Source organism: Streptomyces colonosanans (genome assembly GCF_001866645.1).
Taxonomy (GTDB): Bacteria; Actinomycetota; Actinomycetes; order Streptomycetales; family Streptomycetaceae; genus Streptomyces; species Streptomyces colonosanans.
The window spans coordinates 43,365-58,933 of record NZ_MLYP01000059.1 but is presented as its reverse complement, the minus strand read 5'-3'; the positions used below and the strand labels follow the sequence as shown (position 1 = coordinate 58,933).

The 15,569-nt window shown below is 69.4% G+C and carries 13 protein-coding genes, 2 tRNA genes and 1 pseudogene; 10 read left to right on the top strand and 6 right to left on the bottom strand.

The annotated features are described in order from the left end of the window. Positions 1-4: 4 nt before the first annotated feature. Positions 5-1,093 (bottom strand): LLM class flavin-dependent oxidoreductase, encoded by a 1,089-nt coding sequence (locus tag BIV24_RS23315; protein WP_071368372.1) that lies wholly within the window; start codon positions 1,091-1,093, stop codon positions 5-7. Between the two features lie 180 nt (positions 1,094-1,273). Here BIV24_RS23315 and ehuB point away from each other — a divergent pair, with 180 nt between their 5' ends. The 9 genes and pseudogenes from ehuB to glxA all read left to right on the top strand — a co-directional run bounded on the left by ehuB (position 1,274) and on the right by glxA (position 9,741). Next, positions 1,274-2,179 carry an ectoine/hydroxyectoine ABC transporter substrate-binding protein EhuB gene (gene ehuB, locus BIV24_RS23310; protein ID WP_071368371.1) on the top strand — a complete coding sequence of 302 codons (906 nt, stop codon included), beginning with the start codon at positions 1,274-1,276 and terminating at the stop codon, positions 2,177-2,179. Next, the gene (ehuC, locus tag BIV24_RS23305) at positions 2,176-2,874 is read left to right on the top strand and encodes an ectoine/hydroxyectoine ABC transporter permease subunit EhuC (protein WP_071368370.1); all 699 of its coding nucleotides are present in this window, start codon (positions 2,176-2,178) and stop codon (positions 2,872-2,874) included. The genes ehuB and ehuC overlap by 4 nt, the downstream gene beginning before the upstream one ends. Beyond that, positions 2,871-3,557 (top strand): ectoine/hydroxyectoine ABC transporter permease subunit EhuD, encoded by a 687-nt coding sequence (gene ehuD / locus BIV24_RS23300; RefSeq protein WP_071368369.1) that lies wholly within the window; start codon positions 2,871-2,873, stop codon positions 3,555-3,557. Before ehuC ends, ehuD begins: the two co-directional genes overlap by 4 nt. Next, positions 3,547-4,344 carry an ectoine/hydroxyectoine ABC transporter ATP-binding protein EhuA gene (gene ehuA, locus BIV24_RS23295; RefSeq protein WP_071368368.1) on the top strand — a complete coding sequence of 266 codons (798 nt, stop codon included), beginning with the start codon at positions 3,547-3,549 and terminating at the stop codon, positions 4,342-4,344. Before ehuD ends, ehuA begins: the two co-directional genes overlap by 11 nt. A 7-nt stretch (positions 4,345-4,351) precedes the next feature. Then, positions 4,352-4,613: pseudogene (locus BIV24_RS35635) on the top strand (IclR family transcriptional regulator); the annotation flags it as partial. A gap of 45 nt (positions 4,614-4,658) precedes the next feature. Then, positions 4,659-4,732, top strand: a tRNA-Lys gene (locus BIV24_RS23285). Positions 4,733-5,253: 521 nt separating this feature from the next. Beyond that, positions 5,254-5,327: transfer RNA gene (locus BIV24_RS23280), tRNA-Lys, on the top strand. Positions 5,328-5,872: 545 nt separating this feature from the next. Further along, positions 5,873-7,810, top strand: coding sequence for a glycosyltransferase family 2 protein (locus BIV24_RS23275; RefSeq protein ID WP_071368366.1), 1,938 nt, complete (start codon positions 5,873-5,875; stop codon positions 7,808-7,810). Next, on the top strand, positions 7,807-9,741 hold the full coding sequence (gene glxA / locus BIV24_RS23270) for a radical copper oxidase GlxA (protein ID WP_071368365.1): 1,935 nt from the start codon (positions 7,807-7,809) through the stop codon (positions 9,739-9,741). Before BIV24_RS23275 ends, glxA begins: the two co-directional genes overlap by 4 nt. A 60-nt stretch (positions 9,742-9,801) precedes the next feature. On the opposite strand, the gene BIV24_RS23265 is transcribed toward glxA, so the two are convergent. The 5 genes from BIV24_RS23265 to BIV24_RS23245 form a co-directional block, all read right to left on the bottom strand. Next, a complete protein-coding gene (locus tag BIV24_RS23265; RefSeq protein WP_071368364.1) occupies positions 9,802-10,821 on the bottom strand; it encodes a glycoside hydrolase family 6 protein in 1,020 nt (339 codons plus the stop codon). A gap of 135 nt (positions 10,822-10,956) precedes the next feature. After that, positions 10,957-11,622 carry a class F sortase gene (locus BIV24_RS23260; protein ID WP_071368363.1) on the bottom strand — a complete coding sequence of 222 codons (666 nt, stop codon included), beginning with the start codon at positions 11,620-11,622 and terminating at the stop codon, positions 10,957-10,959. Between the two features lie 3 nt (positions 11,623-11,625). Further along, positions 11,626-12,273 (bottom strand): hypothetical protein, encoded by a 648-nt coding sequence (locus BIV24_RS23255; RefSeq protein ID WP_071368362.1) that lies wholly within the window; start codon positions 12,271-12,273, stop codon positions 11,626-11,628. A gap of 120 nt (positions 12,274-12,393) precedes the next feature. Next, on the bottom strand, positions 12,394-13,173 hold the full coding sequence (locus tag BIV24_RS23250; RefSeq protein WP_071368361.1) for an HAD-IIA family hydrolase: 780 nt from the start codon (positions 13,171-13,173) through the stop codon (positions 12,394-12,396). Positions 13,174-13,312: 139 nt separating this feature from the next. Next, positions 13,313-14,326 (bottom strand): hypothetical protein, encoded by a 1,014-nt coding sequence (locus tag BIV24_RS23245; protein ID WP_143064652.1) that lies wholly within the window; start codon positions 14,324-14,326, stop codon positions 13,313-13,315. A 152-nt stretch (positions 14,327-14,478) separates the two neighbouring features. Here BIV24_RS23245 and BIV24_RS23240 point away from each other — a divergent pair, with 152 nt between their 5' ends. Further along, positions 14,479-15,564, top strand: coding sequence for a Gfo/Idh/MocA family oxidoreductase (locus BIV24_RS23240; RefSeq protein WP_071368360.1), 1,086 nt, complete (start codon positions 14,479-14,481; stop codon positions 15,562-15,564). Positions 15,565-15,569: the final 5 nt, after the last annotated feature.

Here is a 15,569-nt window from a genome sequence, read left to right as displayed (position 1 = left end):
GCACTCATGCGGTCGGCAACCCGTAGGCGTCCGCGATCAGTTCGTAGGAGCGCACACGCACATCCCCGCCGTGGGCGTTGGACGTGAGCATCAACTCGTCGGCGCCGGTGCGCTTCTGGAGGTCGTCGAGGCCGGAGCGGACCTCGTCCGGTGTGCCGTGGACGACGTTGGCGGTCCAGGTCGCGGCGAACTCCTCCTCCAATGGACCGAATTCGTGCGCCTCGGCCTCCTCGGGGGTGGGGACGAGTCCGGGGCGGCCCATGCGCAGACGGATCATGTTCAGGGCGGCGGCCCTCACCTGGCGGCGGGCCTCCTTCTCGTCGTCGGTGGCGAGCGCGGCGACACCGATCAGGGCGTACGGGGCGTCGAGGACCGTCGAGGGGCGGAAGGACGCGCGGTACAGGTCGAGCGCCGGAACGGTGTTCTGCGCCGAGAAGTGGTGCGCGAAGGCGAAGGGCAGGCCGAGCGTGCCGGCCAGGCGGGCGCTGAACCCGGAGGAGCCGAGTAGCCAGATCGGCGGGCGGTGCGGGGACTGGACGCCGCCGGGCGAGCTGGCCTGGACCGGGCCCGGGACCGCGTGGATTCGGGCGTAGGGGTGGCCTTCGGGGAAGTCGTCGTCGAGGAAGCGGGTCAGCTCGGCGAGTTGCTCGGGGAAGTCGTCGGCGCCCTCATGGAGCCGGTCCGTGCGGCGCAGTGCGGCGGCCGTGGCGCCGTCCGTACCCGGGGCACGGCCCAGGCCCAGGTCGACACGTCCGGGAGCCATGGCCTCCAGCGTGCCGAACTGCTCCGCGATGACCAGCGGGGCGTGGTTCGGGAGCATCACGCCGCCCGAGCCGAGCCGGATGCGGTCCGTGTGGGCGGCGAGGTGCGCGAGGATCACGGCGGGCGACGAGGAGGCCACGCCCGGCATGGAGTGGTGCTCGGCGACCCAGTAGCGGTGGAAGCCACGGGACTCCGCGAGCCGGGAGAGGGCGACGCTGGTGCGGAGGGCGTCGGAGGCGGTGTGGCCGGCGCCGACGGTGACCAGGTCCAGTACCGAGAGGGGAACGGGGGCGGTGCCCCGTACCGTGCCACGGATCTCGTCCACCGCAATGCCTCCTGCTCAACGCGTCGTGTCTCTCGCCGCCGGGCAACAGGAGGTCTTCTCCGGTTATTCCCGCCGGACATCCGGCCGGTGCGACCCGAGGACGGGAACCGCGCTGAAATCGGCCTGAATCCGGCGGTGTTGCCATCGGCCCGAATACATCGCATGGTCCCGGGTAGCCGCGCGCCCATGGCTCCACCACGGACGGAAGACGTAGGGAAACCAGGAACCACCCGCCGGTCGCTGCTGGCCGGTGCCGCGGCGTTCGGTGCGCTGGGGGCCGCCGGCTGCAGCCGCGTGGCCACGGCGTCGAGCACGCCCGGCGGCGATCTGCTCAGCCGGCTCAGGGCTCAGGGCGTCGTCCGTCTCGGCATCGCGGGCGAGATCCCCTTCGGCTACATCGACAAGAACGGCAAGCTCACCGGTGAGGCACCGGAGCTGGCGAAGGCGGTCTTCAAACGCCTCGGCGTCGACCGCGTCCAGCCCGTGCCGACCGAGTTCGGCTCGCTCATCCCGGGGCTGAACTCCCAGCAGTTCGATGTCGTCTCCGCCGGGATGTACATCAACCCGGAGCGCTGCGAGCAGGTCATCTTCTCCGACCCTGACTACCGGATGCTCGACTCCTTCATCGTGCGGAAGGGGAACCCGAAGGGCCTGCACGACTACCGGGACATCGTCGAGAAGAAGGCGAAGTTCGCCACCGGGACCGGATACGCCGAGATCCAGTACGCCGTCGAGGCCGGCTACAAGGAGAGCGACATCCTGATCGTCCCCGACCAGGTCGCCGGGCTGAACGCCGTCGAGGCCGGGCGTGCCGACGCGTTCGCCGGGACCGCGCTCACCACCCGTGCGGTCGTCAGGAACTCCCGCAAGGCGGAGGCGACGAAGGCGTTCGCGCCCCTGCTGAAGGGACAACCCCACGTCGACGGCGGCGGGTTCGCCTTCCGCTCCACGGAGACGGGACTGCGGGACGCCTTCAACGCCGAGCTGAAGAAGATGAAGGCGAGCGGCGAGCTCTTCCGCATCCTGCGGCCGTTCGGCTTCACCGAGGCCGAGATGACCGACATGACCGCGAAGGAGCTGTGCGGCGGATGACCTCGGGACTCTGGCACCTCGTACTCTCAGGCGTCTGGACCACCCTCCAGCTCCTCGTGCTCGGCGCGCTGCTCGCCACGGCCGTCTCCTTCATCGTGGGCATGGCGCGCACCCACCGGCTGTGGATCGTCCGCTTCGCCGCCGGTGTCTACACCGAGGTGTTCCGCGGCACCTCCACCCTGATCATGATCTTCTGGGTGTTCTTCGTCCTGCCTCTCGCCTTCGGCTGGCAGCTGGTGCCGATGTGGGCGGGCACGCTCGCACTGGGGCTGACGTACGGGGCGTACGGGGCCGAGATCGTGCGAGGCGCCCTGAACTCCGTCGACCCTGCGCAGTGTGAGGGCGGGATCGCGCTGGGCTTCACGCCCTGGCAGCGGATGCGCAAGATCCTGCTGCCGCAGGCGGTGCCAGAGATGATCCCGTCGTTCTGCAACCTGCTGGTGGAACTGCTCAAGGGCACCGCGCTGGTCTCCGTCATGGGCATGGGCGACCTGGCGTTCAGCGGCAATCTGGTGCGGCTCGCGCTCCAGGAGAGCGCGGAGATCTACGCGTACATCCTGCTCATCTACTTCGTGATCGCCTTCCTGCTCACCCGGATGATGCGGCTGCTCGAACACCGGCTCAAGGCCCGGGCCGGAAAGACACCTCGGCCCCATGTCCTCGTCCCCGAACCCGTCGGAGGTGGTCTCTCGTGACCTGGGACTGGGGTGCCGTCCGCGACTTCATGCCGCACTTCTGGGACGGCCTGCTCGTCACCCTCCAGGCGCTGGCCCTCGGCTCGCTGATCTCGTTCGCGCTCGGGCTGGTGTGGGCGCTGCTGATGCAGACGCCCGGCCTCCCCCACGCTCGAACAAACTCGCGCGGGTGGTACCCCCTGGTGCGCTGGCCGGTGGGGATTGTGACGGAGTTCATCCGTGACACCCCGCTGCTGGTGCAGCTGTTCTTCCTCTTCTACGTGCTGCCCGAGTGGGGGCTCACCTTCTCCGCGCTGACCACGGGTGTCGTCGCGATCGGCCTGCACTACTCGACGTACACGATGCAGGTCTACCGCGCCGGCATCGAGGCCGTGCCCACCGGACAGTGGGAGGCGGCCACCGCACTGAGCCTGCCTCCGACACGCACCTGGACGGCGGTGATCCTGCCGCAGGCGATCCGCCGGGTCGTACCGGCGCTCGGCAACTACGTGATCGCGATACTCAAGGACACGCCGGTGCTGATGGCGATCACCGTGCTCGACATGCTCGGCGAGGCACGGCTCTTCTCGCAGCAGCACTTCCAGTTCACCGAGCCGCTCACCGTCATCGGTGTGGCCTTCGTCCTGATCTCCTATCCCGCCTCCCTCCTCCTGCGAGCCCTGGAGCGACGCCTTGTCCGCTGACACCCCCCTGGTGAAGGAACCCGACGCCCAGGCCGGCCCCGCGGCGACCGCCGGCGAACTGATCCGCTTCGACCGGGTCACCAAGCGCTTCGGCGACCACACGGTCCTCGACCGGCTCGACTTCTCGGTCGACGCGGGCAAGCACGTCACGTTGATCGGCCCCTCGGGCTCCGGGAAGACCACGATCCTGCGGCTGCTGATGACTCTGGCCGAGCCCGACGAGGGCACGATCACGGTCGCCGGACAGCAGCTCTTCCCGGCCGGGGAGAAGCAGATCCGGGAGATCCGCAAGAACATCGGGATGGTCTTCCAGCAGTTCAACCTGTTCCCGAACATGAAGGTGCTGCGGAACATCACCGAGGCGCCGGTCACCGTGCTCGGCCTGTCGAAGGACGAGGCCGAGCAGCGGGCGCGCGAGCTGCTCGACCTGGTCGGGCTCAGCGACCACCTGGACAAATACCCCGGCCAGCTCTCGGGCGGCCAGCAGCAGCGCGTCGCGATAGCCCGGGCCCTGGCCATGCGCCCGCAGGTACTGCTGCTCGACGAGGTGACGTCCGCGCTCGACCCGGAACTGGTCGCCGGGGTCCTCGACGTCCTCCGTGACATCGCCCGCACCACGGACATCACGATGCTCTGTGTCACCCACGAGATGAACTTCGCCCGGGACATCTCGGACGAGGTCCTGATGTTCGACTCCGGCCGCGTCATCGAAGCGGGGTCCCCGGAGAAGATCTTCAGCACCCCTGAGCACACCCGCACCCGGGAGTTCCTCAGCGCGGTGCTGTAACCACGGGAAGGCCCTGCTCTCAGGTCTCGACGCCCGGCCGCCCGCGGTCCCGGTGCTCGGCCGGCCTCCAGGAGTACGCGATCGGCACGGGCTGCGCGGCCGTCCCGATCACCGCGGGCTCCTCGGTCGACTGTCCGGCGCTGTCCCTGCCGGTGGAGCACGCGTACCGGCCGCGCCGGGCGGCGGAACGGCCGAACAAGGGGGGCGGCCCCGTGCTGCTCCCCCCGGCGATCCGAGGGTGGTCACCAGCAGCCCTGCGGACCAGGTAGTATTTCTTTTGTCGCCGGACGCGAGAGCCGAAAGCGACAGAGTCTGCGCCGCTAGCTCAGTTGGTTAGAGCAGCTGACTCTTAATCAGCGGGTCCGGGGTTCGAGTCCCTGGCGGCGCACAGTGACGATGGCGATTCGTGTTCGCGGTAACCGTGAACACGAATCGCCATCGTCGTTTTCTGTGTGGTTTCGCGATGATCAGGTGAAGCCCACGGTCCCCCGGTGTCGGTACAGGACGGTGCCTGACCCGCACCGAGCACGGCGCCCGCGGCGGCGGCCAGCGCGAGGGCGCCGCGGGCCACCGGGCGGCCGGCCGGCCGGGAGGCGGAGGAGCAGGAGACGACGCGGCGCCGGGCGAGAACCCGCCCCGGATCGTCACGGCCTCTCGGGGAACCGACTTCCTCGAACACCGGTGCCTCCAAGCGACGCCCCTCACACTCCCGACCCATACCGGGTCGGAATTGTCCAGATTTCTGCAAATTCGTCAGTTTCACAACCGGCTACCGGGGCGCATGCCGGCGACCCGAACGACGCACCGGCTCCGTCTGCCCGGAGTACGGCCGCCTCGGACGGATGCCGCCACCCGATCTCCCGGTCGAGAGCACTCCTCCGCATCGGGTAGAGTTGTCCAGGTCAGCAGGCGCCGCTAGCTCAGTTGGTTAGAGCAGCTGACTCTTAATCAGCGGGTCCGGGGTTCGAGTCCCTGGCGGCGCACGACCGGAGAGGCCTCTCGCGAAAGCGAGGGGTCTTTCTTGCGTCCCGCCACACCCGGCCGGCCACCCGCCGGCCATGGCCCGCGCGACCCGCAGGAGCGGATCAGGACGCCCACGATCGACCGCCGGCCACCCCCGGACGCCACACGGCCCGCCGTGGCCGGGTGCACCTTTCCCTCCACGCGTGGATGACCTCAAGTGCACCAGATGACTCAAAAAAGTGTTCCAATAACCAGGTATGACCGGTAAACACCGCGTTTCCCGTCTTGCGATCATGCCGGACGCCGTAGAACCCTGGGCTCCAAAGGACTGCCGCTGCAGGGCAGTCGGGGGCTCGAACCGGTTGCGTGGCGCGGGGATGGGGCCCCGCCTGACGGATGTCGAGGGGGCATCGATGCAACCGGGAGGTCGGCTTGCCGTATCGACAGGGAGTGGAGACTCGGTGGCGCCGACCAGCCACTGACCCGTCCGTCACGGCCGAGGCAGGGCCTGAGCGGACGAAAGGACCAACGAACACGCGCCGTTGTGCGCGCGGGGGGAAGACTCATGACGCCGACGGGCGCCCGACCGAACTTAGACCCGTCAGAGACAACCCAGCTCAGGAGGTCATCGCACCGGACCGGCCACACCGGCAGCTTCCACCGGATCCGGAAGACGCTGCCGAGATACGACTACGAGCACTACAGCCGGCTCGCCGGACCGCTCACCGAACCGGACCCGGCCAAGCCGTACAAGGTCCGCTACCGCTCACTGCTCTCCCAGGAACCGCACCGCATCCGCGCCGCCCTCATGCTGGGTGCGGCGCCGCTGCTGTCACTGGCCCTGTTCGCCTGGCTGCTCCAGCCCGAGCACTGGACCGAACGCACCTACCCCGCCTACGACTTCCTGCCGACCCTCGACATCGTGATGCTCGTCTCGATCGGTCTGATCGAGTTCTTCCGCTGCATGAACGTGCTGTCGAACGCGCACGCGACGCTGGTCGCGCGCGACCCGATCCCGGTGGTGCCCGAGACCGGCACGAGAGTCGCCTTCATCACCACCTATGTCCCGGGCAAGGAACCGCTGTCGATGGTGACGAAGACCCTGGAGGCCGCCGTCCGGCTGCGGCACCGGGGCCTTCTGCACGTCTGGCTCCTCGACGAGGGTGACGACCCTGAGGTCAAGGCGGTCTGCGAGCGCCTGGGCGTGCACCACTTCACCCGCAAGGGCGTCGCGAGGTGGAACCAGCCGAAGGGCCCGCACCGCGCCAGGACGAAGCACGGCAACTACAACGCCTGGCTGGAGGCGCACGGCGACGCGTACGACTACTTCGCCTCCGTCGACACCGACCATGTGCCGCTGCCCAACTACCTGGAGCGGATGCTGGGCTTCTTCCGCGACCCGGACGTCGGCTTCGTCATCGGCCCGCAGGTCTACGGCAACTACGACAGCTTCGTCACCAAGGCCGCCGAGTCGCAGCAGTTCCTCTTCCATGCGCTGATCCAGCGGGCCGGGAACCGCTACGGCGCCCCGATGTTCGTCGGCACCTCCAACGCCGTACGGATCACGGCGCTCAAGCAGATCGGCGGTCTGTACGACTCGATCACCGAGGACATGGCGACCGGCTTCGAGATCCACCGCCACAAGAACCCGGTCACCGGGAGGAAGTGGAAGTCGGTCTACACCCCGGACGTGCTCGCCGTCGGCGAGGGCCCCGGCGCCTGGACGGACTTCTTCACCCAGCAGCTGCGCTGGTCGCGGGGCACCTACGAGACGATCCTCAAGCAGTACTGGAAGGGCTTCTTCTCACTGCCGCCGGGCAAGCTCTTCAACTACACCATGATGATCATCTTCTACCCGATGTCCGCCCTCAACTGGATCCTGGCCGCGCTGAGCTGCGCACTGTTCCTGGGCCTGGGCGCCTCGGGCGTCAACATCGACCCGACGGTCTGGCTGATGCTCTACGGCAACGCGTCGGCGCTGCAGATCGGCCTGTACATCTGGAACCGCCGGCACAACGTCTCCCCACACGAGCCGGAGGGCTCCGGCGGTGTGGCGGGCATGGTGATGTCGGCGCTGTCCGCTCCGGTCTACGCCCGCTCGCTGATGGATGCCGTGCTGCGCCGCAAGAGCAAGTTCGTGGTGACTCCCAAGGGCGATTCGACGAGCCCCGACACCCTGCTGGGGACCTTCCGGATCCACCTGTTCTTCATCCTGGTCTTCGGCGGCTCGATCGCCGCCGGCTTCCTCCTCGGCCACTCCCATCCCGCGATGATCACCTGGGCCTCGTTCGCCCTGCTGATCACGGCCTCGCCCATCATCGTGTGGCGCTGGGCGCTGCGGCGGGAGAAGAAGTCCCCGGCCTCCGCGAACGAGCCGCAGGACCCGGCGCTGCCGCCGCAGCAGACCGTGGGTGCGCACACTCCGGGCCGGCAGCCCACCTGGGCCGGGCGTGAGGGCAACGACCAGACCATGCAGATCGTCCTTGGGGGACACAAGAAATGAATGACCAGGCCGGCCGCCGTCGTGCCCGCCGCTTGGCGTTGGGCACGGCGGTGGTCCTCGTACTGGCCGGAATGAACGGGCCGTGGCTGTACCGCTTCGGGACCGAGCGATACCACCAGTACACGATCAACAAGCCTGAGTACAAAGCCGAGAACGGGCACTGGCAGATCCTCGATTTCCCCAAGGAGTACCGGCAGGACACGATCCATGCGGCGCTCCTGCACACCGGCAAGGTGCTGCTGGTCGCGGGCTCGGGCAACAACCAGGACAACTTCAACGACAAGAAGTTCGACACCCGGATCTGGGACCCGGTCAAGGGCACGATCAGGAAGATCCCCACGCCCAGCGACCTGTTCTGCACCGGCCACACCCAACTCGCCAACGGCAACCTGCTGATCGCCGGCGGTACCAAGCGGTACGAGAAGCTGCAGGGTGACGTCACCAGGGCCGGCGGCCTGATGATCGTCCACAACGAGAACCCGGACAAGCCGATCACCCTGCCCGCGGGGACGAAGTTCACCGGCAAGGCGAACGGCAAGACCTTCGTCTCCAAGGACCCCGTCCTGGTGCCGCGGGCGAAGAAGGTCTTCGCAGCCACCGGCAAGTGGCTGCGCAACGACCCCGGTGTCGGCCGTATCTATGTCGAGGCGCAAGGGAGTGGCCAGAAGTACGAGACCGGCACCGAGGACAACTACCGGGTGCAGGGCCTCACGGGTACCGACGCACACAACACGTACGGGATCGCCAACAAGCTCGGCCTCGACAAGAAGGACTTCCAGGGCATCCGGGACTCCTTCGAGTTCGACCCGGTCGCCGAGAAGTACATCAAGGTCGACCCGATGCACGAGGCCCGCTGGTACCCGACGCTCACCACCCTGAGCGACGGCAAGATCCTCAGCGTCTCCGGGCTCGACGACATCGGGCAGCTGGTCCCGGGCAAGAACGAGATCTTCGACCCGAAGACCAGGAAGTGGACGTACACCCCGAAGATCCGCCAGTTCCCGACGTACCCGGCGCTGTTCCTTATGCAGAACGGCAAGATCTTCTACTCGGGTTCGAACGCGGGCTACGGTCCGGACAACGTGGGCCGCGACCCCGGCGTCTGGGACGTGGACAGCAACAAGTTCACCAAGCTGCCCGGACTCAGCGACCCCGACATGCTGGAGACCTCCGGCACGGTGCTGCTGCCGCCCGCGCAGGACGAGAAGTTCCTGGTGATCGGCGGCGGCGGGGTCGGCGAGTCCGAGCTGTCCACCAACAAGACGCGGCTGATCGACCTCAAGGCGCCGAACCCGCGCTTCACGGACGGCCCGACCCTGGAGAAGGGCACCCGCTACCCGCAGGCATCGGTCCTTCCCGACGACACGGTGCTGGTCTCCGGCGGCTCCGAGGAGTACCGCGGCCGCAGCGACTCCAACATCCACCAGGCGCGGCTCTACCACTCGGACACCAAGAAATTCGAACGGGTGGCCGATCCGCTGGTGGGCCGCAACTACCACTCCGGCTCGATCCTGCTGCCCGACGGCCGTGTGCTGTTCTTCGGCTCCGACTCGCTGTACGACGACAAGGCCAACACCAAGCCCGGCACGTTCGAGCAGCGGCTCGAGATCTACACGCCGCCGTATCTGTACCGGGACTCGCGGCCCTCCCTGTCGGGCGGCCCGCAGACCATCGCGCGCGGCGCGTCGGGCACGTTCACCTCGCGGCACGCGTCGGTGATCAAGAAGGTCCGGCTGATCCGCCCGAGCGCGTCCACGCACGTCACGGACGTCGATCAGCGCTCGATCGCCCTGGACTTCACGACGAAGGGGGACAAGATCACGGTGACCGTGCCGAAGAACCGCAACCTCGTCCAGTCCGGCTGGTACATGCTGTTCGTCGACGACGACCAGGGCACGCCGAGCAAGGCACAGTGGGTCAAGGTGCCGTAGATCCCGCTCACTTGGGGGCGTCCTCCGCGGCGGAGGGCGCCCCTTGCCCTGTGCGGAGGGCTACGCTTTCGCCTTCGCGAGACCGAGCGCGTACGACGCCCACCAGTCGCCCGCCTTCGGGCCCCCCTTGCAGGTGCCGTCCGACTCTCCGGGGCGCTTGACCCACAGGTAGGCATCCACCAGCGGGTCCGCCGTGTTCGTCGTCGGGGCCTCACCCAGGGCCCGGCCCGGCGGATTGCACCAGCGCTGCTGCGGATTTCCGGCCGTGTACGGGCCGTTGCCGTTGCGACTGGTGTCGATCACGAAGTGCTTTCCGCCGACCTTCGCCGACAACTGCTTGCCGTACGCGATCGAGTCCTGGGTCGAGTAGAAGTTGGAGACGTTCACCGCGAAGCCGTCCGCCTGCTCGATGCCGGCCCACTGCAGCGGCTGGAAGATCTGGTCGGGGTGCTGCCAGCCCGGATTGCCCGCGTCCAGGTACACCTTGGCGTTCGGCAGCGCCTCGAGCTTGGCGATCGCGCCCTTGAGCAGGTCGTACCGCTCCTCGTGGAACTCGTCCGGGGTGCACCCGTCCACCATGTGCAGTACGCCGTCCGGCTCCAGGATCACCGTCGCATGCCGGTCCCCGATGCCCCGGGCCACGCCGTCGATCCACGTCCGGTACGCGTTGCCGTCCGCCGCGCCGCCTTGCGAGAACTGCCCGCAGTCGCGGTGGGGGATGTTGTAGAGGACCAGGATCGCCGTCCGGTCCGCCTTCTCGGCGGCCTCGGTGAACCCCTGCGCCTCCGCCTCGGGGTTCTCCGGTCCGATCCACTCCCCCGTCGGCTGCTGGGCGATCTTCCGGATCTGGTCCGCCTCGGCCTTCTTCCCGGCCCTCTCCAACGCGCCGGCCTGCCGTGCCGCGTTCCCGTCCGGGTTGACCCAGAACGGATCGGAGCCCTTCGGCCGCTGAGTGACCCCGGTGCCCGCGTCGTCCTTGTGGTCGTCCCCGCCCCCGGAGGAGGAACACCCGGCCAGCAGCAGCGCGGCCCCCAGCGCGGCCATGGCGGCCCGTGCCCCCGCACCCCTCGTTCCGTACATCCAACTCCCCCTTGGGTGTACCGCATCGGGCATCAATCGTGACATACCTGCCGCGGCACCCACGCGTTCATCCGCCGCTTGTCGGAGAGCTGTTACAGCCGCCTCCCGACATCGGGCACGCGCCGTCACGGACGGTCATGACCCCTCGCCCGTCAGATACGCCGACACGACCACGTTCGCCGAGTACGCATGGCTCGCCCGGTCGTAGACGCCGCCGCAGGTGATCAACCGCAGCTCGGCCCGGCCCGGTTGCCGTGGCCCGTAGGCCTGCCGGGCGTCGAAGCGTTCGCGGGGGAGGACCTGGACGTCCTCGATGGTGAACTCGGCGACGCGGTTGTCGTCGCGGGCCACCCGCACCGCGGCACCGGGCCGCAGACTGCTGAGCTTGTAGAAGACCCCCGGCCCGGTCTCGGTGTCGACGTGCCCCACGAACAGGGCGGTCCCGGCCGCCCCGGGTTTCACCCCGGCCGCGTACCACCCGACCACGCCCGGCTGGTCGAAGGGCGGCGGCTCGATCGCGCCCTGCGGGTCCAGGCCGCGCGCGACGACCGGTGCCTGCACCTTGATGACGGGGATGTCGACGCGCAGCGGTTCGGCCTTCCCCAACGGTTTGGCCATGGGCGGCAGTTCGGCGTCCGGGGGCCGGCCGGCGGCGGCCATGTCGCCGGTGGCCGGTGCGGAGAAGCCCTGGTGTACGCCGGTCGCCTCACGGCCCCACAGCCACAGTCCGAGCAGCAGGATCGCCCAGGTGACCCCCATCAACAGGCGTCCGGTGCCAAAGGATTGTTCACGCTCGGACACGGTTCACTCCTTGCCCCGGCCTCGGCGGACGCTCCGGACGACGATCAGGACGGCGGCGACGCTCGCGAGGACGAGACCGATGATCGCCTGCCGGGCGCCGGGGCCGCTGTTGCGGGCCTCGCCGGACGCCAGTGCCTTCAGGTGTGCGGTACCGCCGCCGCCCGCGTGCACCGGCGCGACGGGTGAGGAGCGGGCGGTCGGTGCGGAAGGGGCGGGGAAGGCCGGGATGCGGGGCACTGCCGGAACGGCCGGGGCATACGGCTCGGACGAGCCTGCCGGGCGGGGCGCCGGGCCACTCGGGGTGTCCGGCGTGGACGCCGTCGACCCGTCGACGGTGAGCACGCCCTTCACCTCCCGGCCGTCGCAGCCGACCTTGATGTCGTACCTGCCCGGAGTCAGCATGGCGCGGACCACGGTGTCACCGGTCAGCGTGCCGTTCTTGCCGACGAGCCGCGCGTCCGTGACGAACGCGTCCGACACCGCGGTACCGGTCGTGCCGGGGCACCCCCGCACGGTCAGCCGGACGCTACTGCCGGGGGCGGGGGACGCCGGGGTCAGGGAGACGTCGTGTGCGTCCGCCGTGTGCGTCGCGCGGCCGAGGACAACCGCTATGAGGGCAACCGCACAGAGAGTGAGACGAAGTGAACCCATCGTGAACCTCCCGATATCAGGAGGCTCTCCCTGCGGACACTCCGGCGCATCCGGGCGGGACCCTCGACTACTCCGTACGGGGGTGCCTGCGCCGTACGGGCGCCGGAGGCCGGCCGGGTGTCAGACGACGTCGACGAGGTCCGCGATCGAGTCCACGACGCGGGAGGGGCGGAACGGGAACCGGTCGATCTCCTCCCGCGTGGTCAGCCCGGTGAGCACCAGGAACGTCTGCATCCCCGCTTCCATGCCCGCCAGGACGTCGGTGTCCATCCGGTCACCGATCATCGCGCTGGTCTCGGAGTGCGCCTGGAGCGCGTTCAGCCCGGTGCGCATCATCAGGGGGTTCGGCTTGCCCGCGAAGTACGGCTTCTTGCCGGACGCCTTGGTGATCAGCGCCGCGACCGAACCGGTGGCGGGCAGCGGGCCCTCGGCGGACGGGCCGGTCTCGTCGGGGTTGGTGCAGATGAACCGGGCCCCGTCCTTGATCAGGCGGACGGCCTTGGTCATGGCCTCGAAGGAGTAGGTGCGGGTCTCACCGAGGACGACGTAGTCGGGCTCGTGGTCGGTCAGGATGTAGCCGATGTCATGCAGCGCCGTGGTCAGGCCGGCCTCGCCGATGACGTACGCCGTGCCGCCGGGCCGCTGGTCGTCCAGGAACTGGGCGGTGGACAGCGCCGAGGTCCAGATGTTCTCCACCGGCACGTCCAGCCCCATGCGGGTCAGGCGCGCATGCAGGTCGCGTGGGGTGTAGATCGAATTGTTGGTGAGCACGAGGAAGGGTTTGCCGGACTCGCGCAGCTTCTTGAGGAAGGCGTCGGCACCGGGGATCGGAACGCCCTCGTGGATCAGCACCCCGTCCATGTCGGTGAGCCAGGACTCGATGGGCTTGCGCTCTGCCATGTGCGATCTCCTGCCGTACGCAAGGGGGAACCGGGTACGCGGCGACAATCGGGGACGCCGCGCCGGTGGTGTGCGTCCAGGCCCCAGCGTAATCAGCACGGGTCGGCCGTGATCCCGCCGGGCACCGGGTACGCGGGGCTCAGCTGCGCGCGCGGTACAGAAGGAAGGGGGAGCCCGCCACGAGGACGCCGCCCACCACCATGAGCAGCCCGCCGATCATCGGGTCGAGGCGGTGCGCCGCGTGCGGGCCGCTGTCGGCCAGTTCGATCGCGGCCGGGCTCTGCCGCGGGGCGGGCGACCGTGTCCCCGGCCCCTTCTCCTTCGGTACGCCCTCCTTCTGCGCCTGTTCCTTCTGCGCCTGTTCCTTCTGCGCCTTCTCTTTCCCTGCGCCCTCCTTCCCTGCGCCCTCCTTCCCTGCGCCCTCCTTCCGTGCGTCCTCCTTCCGTGCGTCCTCCTTCCGTGCGTCGGTGGCGTCGGCCCTGTCCTCGATACGGAACCGGTAGTCGTTCGACTCGCCGACCCAGTACCCGTCGTTCCCGCGCCGCTGCACGATCGCGGCCTTCGCCACGACGTCATTGCGCCGGGCGTCGGGGGCGAGCGCGAGCCGCACCTTCACGGTGAGCGTGCGCCCCGGGGCCACGGTGAAGCCGGGGAGGTTGCCGTCGAAGGCGCCGACGACCTCGCTCCGGTCGGTGCGCTGGAAGGTGACCGGGTGCGCGCGGTCGCCCTCGAAGAACTCCAGCTTTGGCTGAGTGGCCGTCAGTACGCGCTTGGTGTCGACCAGGACGACCACCGGGTGGATGTGGGAGCAGGTGTGCGTGGTCGTGTTCTTGAGGTCGATGTACCAGGTGTGCTCGGCGCCGCCCGACTCGTATCGGTCGGGGCCGCCGTGGATGTAGGTGGTGAGGGGGAAGGCGTGGCCGGTGGAGCCGCCACAGGTGGGCTGCGGACCGGCCGGGAGCGCTGCGACAGATGCCTGCAGGAAGAGGACGACGGCGGCCAGGGCACAGGCCAGGAACAGGGGCAGCCGAGGCAGCAGAAGAGTGCGGGGCAGTCGAGACAGACGAGACAGACGAGGCGAGCAGGGAGGCAGGCGGGACGAACGAGACAGGTGAGGCGAGCGAGACAGGCAAAGGATTCGAGGCGGTCGCATGAAAATATGACCGACCATGGGTGGCGGCCCCCTGGGCACGCCACGCCCTGAGGGCCGGAGTCGGCGGCCCAAGTCCCCTCGATCAGCGCAGTGGGATCCGCCTCGGGGAGCCCGGTGACTCACTTCGGCGACCGGGTTGCGACAGTAGAGCCATGACTGGCACAACCCCTGGCACTGGCACCCCCCTCCGCGTGGGCCTCATCGGCTACGGCCTCGCGGGCTCCGTCTTCCACGCCCCGCTGATCGCAGCCACCGGGGGTCTCGCCCTGGACGCGGTGGTCACCTCGAACCCCGAGCGGCAGGAGCAGGCCCGCGCCGAGTTCCCGGACGTGCGCCTCGCCGCCACCGCCGACGAGCTGTGGGCCCGCGCCGGTGAGCTGGACCTGATCGTCATCGCCTCCCCGAACAAGACGCACGTCCCGCTCGCGACCGCCGCGCTCGAAGCGGGCCTGCCGGTCGTGGTCGACAAGCCGGTCGCGGGGACGGCGGCCGAAGCGCGGGAACTCGCGGCACTGGCCGAGGAGCGCGGCCTGCTGCTGTCCGTCTTCCAGAACCGCCGCTGGGACAACGACTTCCTGACCCTGCGCAAGCTGCTGACCGAGGGCGGACTCGGCGACGTCTGGCGCTTCGAGTCCCGTTTCGAGCGCTGGCGCCCGAACCTCAAGGGCGGCTGGCGCGAGTCCGGCGACCCCGCGGAGATCGGGGGTCTGCTGTACGACCTCGGCAGCCATGTCGTCGACCAGGCGCTGGTGCTCTTCGGCCCCGCGGCCTGTGTGTACGCCGAGTCGGACGTCCGCCGTCCGGGCGCGCGGTCGGACGACGACACGTTCATCGCGCTCACGCACACCAGCGGCGTCCGCTCCCATCTGTACGTCTCCGCGACGACGTCCCAACTCGGCCCGCGTTTCCGGGTGCTGGGCTCCCGGGCGGGCTATGTCAAGTACGGCCTCGACCCGCAGGAGGCGGCGCTGCGCGAGGGCGGCCGCCCCGGTCCCGGCTGGGGTGTCGAGCCCGAGTCCCTGTGGGGCCGTGCAGGCGCCGGGGAGTCCCCGCTGACCGGCGGCGGCACCCCCGTGCCGACCGTCCCCGGCGACTACCCGGCGTACTACACGGCGATCGAGAAGGCCCTGCGCGAGGGCGGCCCGAACCCGGTCACCGCGCACGAGGCGGCCGCGGCCCTGGACGTCCTCGAGGCCGCCCGGCGCTCGGCGCGCGAGGGTGTGACCGTGACGCTGTGACCGTG